Below are 11,656 nucleotides of genomic sequence, written 5' to 3' on the forward strand. Positions count from 1 at the left end.
TCGTTCCATTTTATACCTGGATGTCGGGGATAAAATAGGATTAAAATCATAAAATTTTTTCAGCAATTAGGGGACTTCTGATACAATAATAAGGGTAACTAAAAAGAAATTTTAGCTAGAGAGGTAGAGGTACATGGATTTATTAGCGAAGTGGTTTAATTCTATGAAACAGTATTTATTAGATGCTGATCGTTGGGCTCATATTGGAGTTGCGACATTAAAAATATGTATTATTTTAACAATTGGTGCAGTTGTTGTGCGAATTGCAAGGGCGGTTGTACGAAATGCGTTTCGTATGGGGAGTCGTTCTCCAATTCAAATTTCAGAACGTCGTACAGTTACAGTAGCGAAATTACTTGAAAATATTGTAGCGTACGTTGTTATGTTCATTATGCTAATTGCGATTTTAGGTGTATTTGATATTAATGCATCAGGTTTATTAGCGGGTGCTGGGGTAATTGGTTTAGCAGTCGGATTTGGTGCTCAGAGTTTAGTGAAAGACGTTATTACAGGTTTATTTATTTTGTTAGAAGATCAGTTTTCAGTTGGCGATTATGTTAAAATCGGTCAATTTGAAGGAGTCGTTTTAGAAATTGGACTTCGTACAACGAAAGTAAAGAGTTGGACAGGTGAAATTCATACTTTACCAAATGGAAGTATTATTCAAGTTACTAACTACTCAGTTAGTAATAGTGTAGCGTTTGTTGATGTATCTATTTCATATGAGGCTGATATTGCGAAAGCAGAGCAAGTTATTGAAGAGTTATTAGTAGAATTACCTTCAAAGTACGAAAAAATGGTAACAACGCCTCAATTATTAGGTGTGCAAACATTAGCTGCATCAGAAGTTATATTACGTGTTATTGCTGAAGTAGAACCGATGCAACATGCAGTTATTGCAAGGGCACTTCGTAAAGAGATTAAAAATCGTCTTGATTTACATGGAATTGAAATTCCATATCCACGTATGGTTTTATATAATCGTGAAGAATTAGTTAGTGGAAAAGCAATTTAGTATGGAGAGGAGTTTGGAGAATGGAGCAAAAGGAATATAACTTGTATGATGTTGTGGAAATGAAGAAAGCCCATCCATGTGGCGAGAATCGTTGGAAAATTATTCGTATGGGAATGGATATCCGCATTAAGTGCGAGGGGTGTGACCATTCAGTAATGATTCCTCGAAGAGAGTTTGATCGTAAGGTGAAAAAAATACTTGTGAAGCACGAAGAATAGAGGGAGAGTAACAGTTACAGTAGGTAACTGTTACTTTTTTTCGTTTGGCGGAAACTTGTCATTTTTTTCGTTACTATCTATAATGATGAAAGATTGAGACATAGGAGTGAAAAATATGGGATTAACGGCTGGGATTGTTGGATTACCTAACGTAGGGAAGTCCACTTTATTTAATGCAATTACACAAGCAGGAGCAGAATCTGCGAACTATCCATTCTGTACAATTGATCCAAACGTAGGGATTGTAGAAGTACCAGATGAGCGTTTAAATAAATTAACGGAATTAGTAGAACCGAAAAAGACTGTTCCGACTGTATTCGAGTTTACTGATATTGCAGGTATCGTAAAAGGTGCTAGTAAAGGTGAAGGTTTAGGAAATAAATTCTTATCTCACATTCGTCAAGTAGATGCAATTTGCCAAGTTGTTCGTTGTTTTGAAGACGAAAATATTACGCACGTTTCAGGGAAAGTAGATCCAATTGATGATATTGAAACAATCAATTTAGAGCTAATTTTAGCGGATTTAGAGTCTGTTGATAAGCGTATCGAGCGTGTTGCGAAATTAGCAAGACAAAAAGATAAAGAAGCGGTATATGAGCATGAAATTTTAGTTCGTTTAAAAGAAGCTTTTGAAGAGGGAAAACCAGCTCGTACTGTTGAATTTACAGAAGAGCAGATGAAGATTGTTAAAGGCCTTCATTTACTTACAACAAAAGAAATGTTATACGTAGCGAATGTAAGTGAAGACGATATTATCGATCCTTCGGAAAATAAATACGTACAAATGGTAAAAGAATTTGCAGCAAATGAAAATTCTCAAGTAATCGTTGTATGTGCAAAAATTGAATCAGAAATCGCTGAATTAGACGAAGAAGAGAAAAAAGTATTCCTTGAAGAATTAGGAATTGAAGAGTCTGGTTTAGATCAATTAATTCGTGCAGCATATGACCTATTAGGACTTGCTACGTACTTTACAGCTGGCGTTCAAGAAGTACGTGCTTGGACATTTAAACAAGGAATGAAGGCACCACAATGTGCTGGTGTTATTCATACAGACTTTGAGCGTGGATTTATTCGTGCAGAAACAGTTTCTTACGATGATTTAATGACAAACGGTTCTATGACAGCTGCAAAAGAAGCTGGAAAAGTACGTTTAGAAGGAAAAGAATATATCGTAAAAGACGGAGATGTTATGCACTTCCGTTTTAACGTTTAATTTAATATTTCCTAGGAAAAATAAAGATATGAACTTGGCAAATATATTATATGTTTGCCAAGTTTTTTATGTATTGGTGAGTTGATTCATATAACTTACTATGATATAATCTAAACTCGTGAGTAATTACTATAAATTAATTGCTCCTTGCCCATTACGGGCCGTTTAGACCAAAAGGAGGTGAAAGTGTAATGAGAAAGTACGAAATTATGTACATCATTCGTCCTGGCGTTGAAGAAGAAGCTCAAAAAGCTTTAGTTGAACGTTTTGCAGGTGTTTTAACAAACAATGGTGCAGAAATCATTAACACGAAAGAGTGGGGTAAGCGTCGTTTAGCTTACGAAATCAACGACTTACGTGAAGGTTTCTACATGATCTTAAACGTGAAATCTAACGCAGAAGCGATTAACGAATTCGACCGTTTAGCTAAGATCAACGAAGACATCCTTCGTCATATCGTTGTTAAAGAAGAAGAAAAATAATTGATATATAAGGGAGAGTGGTTCGATTGATGAATCGTGTTATCCTCGTTGGTCGTTTAACTAAGGACCCTGACTTACGTTACACGCCCAATGGTGTCGCAGTAGCTACTTTTACGTTAGCTGTGAATCGCGCATTTGCCAATCAGCAAGGTGAGCGTGAAGCTGACTTTATTAATTGTGTAATATGGCGTAAACAAGCAGAAAACGTAGCAAATTATTTGAAAAAAGGTAGCTTAGCAGGCGTAGATGGGCGTCTTCAAACTCGTAATTACGAGGGACAAGATGGTAAACGTGTATACGTAACAGAAGTTCTTGCGGAAAGCGTGCAATTTTTAGAGCCGCGTAATGGCGGTGGGGAGCAACGTGGTTCATTTAATCAGCAACCATCAGGAGCTGGTTTCGGTAACCAAGGCTCTAACCCATTTGGTCAATCTAGTAATTCAGGTAACCAAGGTAACTCTGGATTTACGAAGAATGACGATCCATTTTCAAATGTAGGTCAACCGATCGACATTTCCGACGACGATTTACCGTTCTAATACAGTAAATTTGTTAGTTTTAACAAAGAATGGAGGGAAATAGACATGGCAGGACGCAAAGGTGGACGTGCGAAACGTCGTAAGGTGTGTTTCTTCACAGCTAACGGCATCACTCGCATTGACTATAAAGATGTTGATTTATTAAAACGTTTCGTTTCTGAGCGTGGTAAAATTTTACCTCGTCGTGTAACAGGAACAAGCGCAAAATACCAACGCAAACTTACAGTTGCAATTAAACGTGCTCGTCAAATGGCACTTTTACCATATGTTGGTGAATAATAGCGTATGAAATGCACAGTAGAGTCGGACTCTACTGTGCATTTTGCTATGCTTTTCTTTTTGAAAGAGAGGTTAAAATGTGAAACAAACAAAGTTTATTACAGAAGGTGCAGCATTATTAGCTATATATGCAATTTTATTGCTTATATCTATGTATGTTCCGATTTTGGGTACAGTTGTAACTTTTGCGTTGCCGTTACCATTTATACTATTAATGATAAGACATAAACTATCTAATGTGCTCGTGGTTTTTGTAGCAGCACTTTTTGTTACTATTATTGTGAGTCAACCGCTGAATTTAGTGAAGACAATTATGTTTGGATTGATAGGGATTGTTTTAGGATATATGTATAAAACAAGAAAAAAGCCAGTTGAAATCTTAATAGCGGGGACGCTTGCATACTTAATTGGTTTTGTACTTATTTATGTTGCGAGTATAAAGTTTTTCAACATAGATATAATGAAGCAAATGCAAAGTATGTTTAGTGAAAGTATGGCGAAAAGCGAAAAGATAGTAAGTGCTACAGGTATGCCGATTAGTAAGGAACAAAAAGAGCTACTTGCACAAATGAATGATATATTACAATCGTTACTTCCAAGTATACTTGTGCTAGTTTCAGTATGTTTTTCTTGGATTACAGTGATAATATCAGGTAGTGTTTTGAAAAAGTTAAAACATGAAGTTATATCTTGGCCTAAATTTAAAGATATACAATTACCAAAGAGTATCATTTGGTATTACGTTATATTTATTTTGTTAGCAACTTTTATAAAAGTAGAACCAACATCATATTTACATATGGTATTTTCTAACCTAAATGTCATATTTGCACTATTGCTTGTACTGCAAGGTCTGACATTTATCGCCTTTTTAGCGTATAGAAAAGGTTTTACTAAAGGGGTTCCTATTATTAGTTTTATTGCATGCATGTTTATTCCGATGCTGTTTCCTCTTGTGACAATCTTAGGTATAATTGACTTAGGGATTTCATTGCGTTCTAAAATAGGGGGATAAAATAATATTCCTTATACTATTTTAATCTGTTTAACTAACTGGAAGGTAAGTTAGTTTTACTTTATAGGAGTTGTATACATGCCTGAATTTGATAAGAAACAGTGGTTTTTATATCCTGTTTATGTATTGGCATTTTTTGTGTTTGTGCTCATTTCAATTCTCTGTTATTTTCATTTAATTATGGGTATAGCTGCTTTTGTCATTTTTTGTATCGTATTCTTTATCGTTATACGATTTGAACTTAATTTTCAAAGGAATTTCGAAAAGCATACGACAGATATGATTACAAGAGTAAAGAAAGTAAGTAATGAAGCATTTAACCAAATGCCGATTGGTATTTTGTTATACAATAAGGATTATGGGATTGATTGGGCAAATCCTTATTTATCTTCATGTCTGGGACAGCACGCATTAGCTGGATGGCACCTTTACGATGTATCAGAAACATTACTTCTTTTCATTAAAGGAGAAACTTCTGATGATATAGTCTCTTTAAATAATCGAAAGTTTCGCGTTTTTGTAAGGAAAGAAGAAAAGTTAATTTATTTCTTTGATGTAACGGAACAAACAGAAATTGAAAAGATGTACGAGGATCAAAGGACTGTTTTAGCTGTCATCTATTTGGATAATTATGATGAAGTTACACAAGGATTAGATGATCAATTACGTACGAATATAACAAGTCTTGTGACATCGCGACTAAATGAATGGGCACTTAAGTATGGTGCTTATTTAAAACGTGCATCTTCAGAAAGATTCTTCGTTGTGCTAAATGAAAGTATTTTGACGCAGATGGAGAAAGGGAAATTTAGCATTTTAGATCAGGTGCGTGAAGAAACATCTAAAAGGAATATACCACTTACATTAAGTGTGGGTGTCGGATCAGGTGATTTACCTTTATCAGAGCTTGGAGCAATGGCTCAATCTGGTTTAGATCTTGCGCTTGGGCGTGGGGGAGACCAAGTAGCTATTAAACAAGCGACAGGTAAAGTTAAGTTCTATGGAGGTAAGACAAATCCGGTTGAAAAACGTACCCGTGTACGCGCCAGGGTCATTTCGCATGCGTTAAAGGATTTAGTATTAGAAAGTAGTAATGTCATTATTATGGGGCATAGGGCTCCCGATATGGACGCAATTGGTGCTGCGATTGGTATTTTAAAAGTGGCTCAATTAAATGAGCGTAAAGGATATATTGTGTTAGATGAAAATGATTCCGATAAAGGAATTAAGCGTTTGATGGACAAAGTGAAACAAAATGAGGAGTTATGGTCTCATTTTATTACTCCAGAGCAAGCGATGGAATTTGCAAATGATGAGTCGTTACTTGTTGTTGTCGATACGCATAAACCTTCTATGGTGATGGAGCAAAAACTGTTACATAAAATTGAAAATGTGGTAGTTATTGATCATCATCGCCGTGGAGAAGATTTTATTGAAGACCCATTGCTAGTTTATATGGAACCATATGCTTCTTCAACGGCAGAATTGGTTACAGAATTACTTGAGTATCAACCTAAAAATTTAAAGATGACAATGTTAGAAGCGACGGCATTGTTAGCGGGTATTATTGTCGACACGAAAAGTTTCACATTCCGGACAGGGGCTCGTACATTTGATGCTGCTTCTTATTTACGCTCACATGGTGCAGATACTGTACTTGTACAAGAACTTTTAAAGGAAGATATGGATCAGTATTTACGGGTTGCAAAAGCTATAAAAAATGCGTACATTTATAAAAATGGAATTGCGATTGCTAAAGTTGATAGTGATGATTACTACGATCAAGTGCTTATTGCGCAATCGGCAGACACGTTATTAACGATGACAGGGATTATTGCATCATTTGTTGTTGCGAAACGTGGCGAGAATCTCATTGGAATTAGCAGCAGGTCTTTAGGTGAAGTAAATGTGCAGCTAATTATGGAAAACTTAGGCGGTGGCGGGCATTTGACGAATGCAGCCACACAGATGAAAAATGTTACAGTAGATGAAGCTGAGGAGAAGCTTCGATTTGTTATTGATGACTATTTACAGGGAGGCACACAATCATGAAAGTAATTTTTCTAAAAGACGTAAAAGGTAAAGGTAAAAAAGGAGAAGTAAAAAACGTACCAGATGGCTATGCAAATAACTTCTTACTAAAACAAGGATTAGCTGCTGAAGCAACAAATAGCAGTATGAAAACTTTAGAAGCTCAAAAGCGTAAAGAAGAAAAAGATGCAGCAGCAGAGCTTGAAAATGCAAAAGAGTTAAAAGAGACTTTAGAGAAATTAACTGTAGAATTAAAGGCGAAATCTGGAGAAGGTGGCCGTTTATTTGGTTCTATCACAAGCAAACAAATCGTAGATGCAATGCAAAAATCACACAAGATTAAACTTGATAAACGTAAATTTGAAATGGACGATGCAATCCGCGCGTTAGGTTATACAAACGTTACTGTGAAATTGCATCCACAAGTAACAGCAACAGTAAAAGTTCATGTTAGTGAACAATAAAAATAAATTAAGCAAGGAGGATTGCGTATGAGTGATGTACTTGCTGATCGTACCCCTCCGCATAATATAGAGGCTGAGCAGGCGGTTTTAGGGGCCATATTGATTGATCAAGATGCGTTAACTTCAGCATCAGAGTTATTGGTACCTGATTCGTTCTATCGAACGAAACATCAAAAGATTTTTGAAGTCATGCTTGGGCTATCTGATAAGGGAGAGCCGATTGACTTAGTAATGATGACATCAGCAATGGCTGATCAAGGATTACTAGAAGAGGTTGGTGGGGTTTCTTACTTAGCAGAGTTAGCAGAAGTTGTGCCAACTGCAGCTAACGTAGAATATTACGCACGCATCATCGCTGAAAAGGCGCTTTTACGTCGTTTAATTCGCACGGCGACTCATATTGTATCGGATGGATACGAGAGAGAAGATGATGTGGATGGTCTTTTAAACGAGGCTGAGAAAAAAATATTAGAAGTATCCCATCAAACGAATGCAAAAGCATTCCAAAATATTAAAGATGTTCTTGTAGATGCTTATGACAAAATTGAACTTTTGCATAATCAAAAGGGTGAAGTTACTGGGATACCAACTGGGTTTACTGAATTAGATAAGATGACAGCAGGTTTCCAACGAAATGATTTAATTATCGTGGCAGCACGTCCATCAGTAGGGAAAACGGCATTTTCATTAAATATTGCACAAAACGTAGCGACGAAAACGGATGAAAATGTAGCGATTTTTAGTTTGGAGATGGGTGCTGATCAGCTTGTTATGCGTATGCTTTGTGCAGAAGGGAATATTGATGCACAAAGACTTCGTACTGGTTCATTAACTTCCGATGATTGGGCAAAATTAACAATGGCAATGGGGAGTCTCTCAAATGCTGGTATATATATTGATGATACGCCAGGTATTAAAGTAAATGAGATTCGAGCAAAATGTCGTAGATTAAAGCAAGAACAAGGTCTTGGTATGATTTTGATTGACTATTTGCAGCTTATTCAAGGAAGTGGGAAATCAGGAGAAAACCGTCAGCAGGAAGTATCTGAGATTTCTCGTACCTTAAAAGGGATTGCGCGTGAATTGCAAGTGCCTGTTATTGCTTTATCACAGTTATCTCGTGGTGTAGAATCCCGTCAAGATAAACGCCCGATGATGTCTGATATTCGTGAATCTGGAAGTATTGAGCAGGATGCTGATATTGTAGCTTTCCTATATCGTGAAGACTACTATGATCGAGAAACGGAAAACAAAAATACAATTGAAATTATTATTGCAAAACAACGTAACGGTCCAGTAGGTTCAGTGGAACTTGCATTCGTCAAAGAGTTCAATAAGTTCGTTAACTTAGAACGTCGTTTTGAGGATGGACATGCTCCACCGGCATAAAGGCAGTATAAAAAAGAAACACATTTCTTATAATAAGATGTGTTTCTTTTTTTTTATAAGAAAGATAAGGCTTTCATAAGTTAAATATATAATTCTTACGAACGAAAATGTTTTTTTGTGAAAAAATGTTCGCTTTTCGGTTGACTTCTCTTTCGGTTTTGGTACAATTATATTGTTTGAATAGATCGTTTGAAAATTGCGGAGGTGCTTTAATAATGTCTTCAGTAGTAGTTGTAGGAACACAATGGGGCGACGAAGGAAAAGGTAAAATCACTGATTTTCTTTCTGAGCATGCGGAAGTAGTTGCAAGATATCAAGGTGGAAATAACGCGGGACATACAATTGTTTTCGGCGGAGTTAAATATAAATTACACTTAATTCCATCTGGTATTTTCTATAAAGAGAAAATTTGTGTAATCGGAAACGGATTAGTAGTAGATCCAAAAGCATTACTTGAAGAGTTAAAATACTTACACGATCGTGGTGTAAGTACTGATAATTTACGTGTAAGTAACCGTGCACATGTTATTTTACCTTACCACTTAAAACAAGATGAGTTAGAAGAAGCAAGTAAAGGTGATAACAAAATCGGTACAACGAAAAAAGGTATCGGTCCTGCATATATGGATAAAGCTGCTCGTATTGGTATTCGTATGGCTGATCTTTTAGACCGTGAAGCATTTAAAGAGAAGCTTGAGCGCAATTTAGTAGAAAAAAATCGTTTATTTGAAAAAATGTACGATACAGAAGGTTTCACTGTAGAAGAAATTTTCGAAGAGTACTTCGAGTACGGGCAACAAATCGCGCAATATGTATGTGATACGTCTGTTGTATTAAATGATGCATTAGATAATAATCACCGTGTATTATTTGAAGGTGCGCAAGGTGTTATGCTTGATATTGACCACGGTACGTACCCGTTCGTTACATCTTCTAACCCAATTGCTGGTGGTGTAACAGTTGGAACTGGAGTTGGTCCTGCGAAAGTTACTCGCGTTGTAGGTGTATGTAAAGCATATACAAGCCGCGTTGGTGATGGTCCATTCCCTACTGAGCTTCATGATGAAATTGGTCATCAAATTCGTGAAGTTGGTCGCGAGTATGGAACGACAACTGGTCGTCCACGCCGCGTAGGTTGGTTCGATAGCGTTGTTGTAAGACATGCACGTCGTGTTAGTGGTTTAACGGATCTATCATTAAATTCTATCGACGTTTTAACAGGTATTCCAACTCTTAAAATTTGTGTAGCTTACAAATACAATGGCGAAGTTATTGATGAAGTTCCAGCTAACTTAAACATTTTAGCGAAATGTGAGCCTGTATATGAAGAGCTTCCAGGTTGGGAAGAAGATATTACTGGTGTAAAATCATTAGATGAACTTCCTGAAAATGCACGAAAATACGTAGAACGTGTTTCTGAGTTAACAGGAATTCAAATATCTATGTTCTCAGTTGGACCAGATCGTAACCAAACAAATATTGTTCGTAACGTATACGAAGCTTAATTAACATTTTTTAGAAAAAACTCATGTCTGCATGAGTTTTTTCTTATTCTTTTATAAAAAACAAAAAAAGTATTGCAATAAATACAGAATACATGTTATGATACATCTTGTCGTCACGAAAATATGACGTTGGTGAGTATGAGCCATTAGCTCAGTTGGTAGAGCATCTGACTTTTAATCAGAGGGTCGAAGGTTCGAGTCCTTCATGGCTCACCATTTTATTTTTCGTGGCCCGTTGGTCAAGTGGTTAAGACACCGCCCTTTCACGGCGGTAACACGGGTTCGAATCCCGTACGGGTCATGTTTTTTTTGCTTATTTTTGGTCCCGTGGTGTAGTGGTTAACATGCCTGCCTGTCACGCAGGAGATCGCCGGTTCGACCCCGGTCGGGACCGCCACTTTTGTTTATACCACCATTAGTGGTTTTATATATAGTTTTGGCTCGGTAGCTCAGTCGGTAGAGCAGAGGACTGAAAATCCTCGTGTCGGCGGTTCGATTCCGTCCCGAGCCACTCTCAGGATATTAAGTGGGCCCACTTAATATCCTTTTTATTTATGTAATTTTACAAAACTGAGTAGTTATTTTAAAATAGAACGAGGAGCCTCTAGCAGTTGAAGCTAGAGGTTTTTCTATAGATCGTATAGGATGCCGTGTAAAAGTGGATCATACATGAGTCTATGAGAATAGAGGAGAAAATACTTAAACAAAGGATGCGGTCATATAGGACATACTATGTAAACATCAATATGTTTAGGGATTATTGACCATATTTTTATAAGGAGGAAATAGACGATGATGGGAAAGAAAATTTTAGTAGTTGATGATGAAAAGCCGATTGCAGATATTTTGAAGTTTAACCTAGAAAAAGAAGGTTTTGAAATAGTAATGGCGCATGATGGTGATGAAGCAATTGAAAAGGCTAATGAAGAGCAACCAGATATGGTTTTATTAGATATTATGCTACCAGGTAAAGATGGCTTAGAGGTTTGCCGTGAAATACGTAAAAGCTCAGAAATGCCGATTATTATGCTTACAGCAAAGGACTCTGAGATTGATAAAGTATTAGGGCTCGAGCTTGGGGCAGATGATTATGTAACGAAGCCATTTAGTACGAGGGAATTGCTTGCTCGTGTGAAGGCGAATTTACGCCGCCATCAACAAGGTGGTGCTGCGGAAAAAGAAGAAAATACAGAAATGGTTATTGGACCAATTGTGATCAATCCAAATGCATATAGTGTAACGAAGCGCGAGGAAAATATCGAGCTTACACATCGTGAATTTGAGTTGCTACATTATTTAGCGAAACATTTAGGACAAGTTATGACACGCGAACATTTATTACAAACAGTTTGGGGTTATGACTATTTTGGAGATGTGCGCACAGTAGACGTTACAGTACGTCGTTTGCGTGAAAAAATTGAAGATAATCCAAGCCATCCTACTTTAATTGTAACTAGACGTGGAGTAGGGTATTACTTGCGTGACCCAGAGCAGGAATAGTAT

The 11,656-nt window shown here is 36.8% G+C and carries 12 protein-coding genes and 4 tRNA genes; all 16 read left to right on the plus strand.

From position 1 onward, the window contains the following. Nucleotides 1–133 precede the first annotated feature (133 nt). The 16 genes from ACTFSL_RS28220 to walR all read left to right on the plus strand — a co-directional run bounded on the left by ACTFSL_RS28220 (nucleotide 134) and on the right by walR (nucleotide 11,653). On the plus strand, nucleotides 134–1,015 hold the full coding sequence (locus tag ACTFSL_RS28220; RefSeq protein WP_330939794.1) for a mechanosensitive ion channel family protein: 882 nt from the start codon (nucleotides 134–136) through the stop codon (nucleotides 1,013–1,015). Nucleotides 1,016–1,035: 20 nt separating this feature from the next. Then, nucleotides 1,036–1,233 (plus strand): DUF951 domain-containing protein, encoded by a 198-nt coding sequence (locus ACTFSL_RS28225; RefSeq protein WP_000435485.1) that lies wholly within the window; start codon nucleotides 1,036–1,038, stop codon nucleotides 1,231–1,233. A gap of 115 nt (nucleotides 1,234–1,348) precedes the next feature. Continuing rightward, a complete protein-coding gene (ychF, locus tag ACTFSL_RS28230) occupies nucleotides 1,349–2,449 on the plus strand; it encodes a redox-regulated ATPase YchF (RefSeq protein WP_000524657.1) in 1,101 nt (366 codons plus the stop codon). A gap of 191 nt (nucleotides 2,450–2,640) precedes the next feature. Beyond that, nucleotides 2,641–2,931 carry a 30S ribosomal protein S6 gene (gene rpsF / locus ACTFSL_RS28235; RefSeq protein ID WP_001233778.1) on the plus strand — a complete coding sequence of 97 codons (291 nt, stop codon included), beginning with the start codon at nucleotides 2,641–2,643 and terminating at the stop codon, nucleotides 2,929–2,931. A 26-nt stretch (nucleotides 2,932–2,957) separates the two neighbouring features. After that, complete coding sequence (gene ssb / locus ACTFSL_RS28240) at nucleotides 2,958–3,470, plus strand: single-stranded DNA-binding protein (protein WP_000981966.1); 513 nt, start codon at nucleotides 2,958–2,960, stop codon at nucleotides 3,468–3,470. A 45-nt stretch (nucleotides 3,471–3,515) separates the two neighbouring features. Then, nucleotides 3,516–3,749, plus strand: coding sequence for a 30S ribosomal protein S18 (gene rpsR / locus ACTFSL_RS28245; RefSeq protein ID WP_000918873.1), 234 nt, complete (start codon nucleotides 3,516–3,518; stop codon nucleotides 3,747–3,749). Nucleotides 3,750–3,828: 79 nt separating this feature from the next. Then, a complete protein-coding gene (locus ACTFSL_RS28250; RefSeq protein ID WP_000814840.1) occupies nucleotides 3,829–4,764 on the plus strand; it encodes a YybS family protein in 936 nt (311 codons plus the stop codon). A 78-nt stretch (nucleotides 4,765–4,842) separates the two neighbouring features. Beyond that, nucleotides 4,843–6,816, plus strand: coding sequence for a DHH family phosphoesterase (locus ACTFSL_RS28255; RefSeq protein WP_001113785.1), 1,974 nt, complete (start codon nucleotides 4,843–4,845; stop codon nucleotides 6,814–6,816). Further along, the gene (rplI, locus tag ACTFSL_RS28260; RefSeq protein WP_000864228.1) at nucleotides 6,813–7,259 is read left to right on the plus strand and encodes a 50S ribosomal protein L9; all 447 of its coding nucleotides are present in this window, start codon (nucleotides 6,813–6,815) and stop codon (nucleotides 7,257–7,259) included. Before ACTFSL_RS28255 ends, rplI begins: the two co-directional genes overlap by 4 nt. A 27-nt stretch (nucleotides 7,260–7,286) precedes the next feature. Then, nucleotides 7,287–8,648 carry a replicative DNA helicase gene (gene dnaB / locus ACTFSL_RS28265; RefSeq protein WP_001286148.1) on the plus strand — a complete coding sequence of 454 codons (1,362 nt, stop codon included), beginning with the start codon at nucleotides 7,287–7,289 and terminating at the stop codon, nucleotides 8,646–8,648. A gap of 215 nt (nucleotides 8,649–8,863) precedes the next feature. Further along, entirely contained in the window at nucleotides 8,864–10,153 is a 1,290-nt protein-coding gene (locus ACTFSL_RS28270) for an adenylosuccinate synthase (RefSeq protein WP_000100238.1), read from the plus strand. 140 nt (nucleotides 10,154–10,293) lie between these two features. After that, a tRNA-Lys gene (locus ACTFSL_RS28275) sits at nucleotides 10,294–10,369 on the plus strand. A gap of 13 nt (nucleotides 10,370–10,382) precedes the next feature. Further along, nucleotides 10,383–10,454 (plus strand) — tRNA-Glu (locus tag ACTFSL_RS28280). Nucleotides 10,455–10,474: 20 nt separating this feature from the next. Next, nucleotides 10,475–10,550, plus strand: a tRNA-Asp gene (locus ACTFSL_RS28285). 41 nt (nucleotides 10,551–10,591) lie between these two features. After that, a tRNA-Phe gene (locus ACTFSL_RS28290) sits at nucleotides 10,592–10,664 on the plus strand. Nucleotides 10,665–10,945: 281 nt separating this feature from the next. Next, nucleotides 10,946–11,653 (plus strand): cell wall metabolism DNA-binding response regulator WalR, encoded by a 708-nt coding sequence (gene walR / locus ACTFSL_RS28295; RefSeq protein WP_000971865.1) that lies wholly within the window; start codon nucleotides 10,946–10,948, stop codon nucleotides 11,651–11,653. Nucleotides 11,654–11,656 lie beyond the last annotated feature (3 nt).

This window comes from Bacillus cereus group sp. MYBK108-1 (assembly GCF_051917185.1).
GTDB classification, from domain to species: Bacteria; Bacillota; Bacilli; order Bacillales; family Bacillaceae_G; genus Bacillus_A; species Bacillus_A cereus.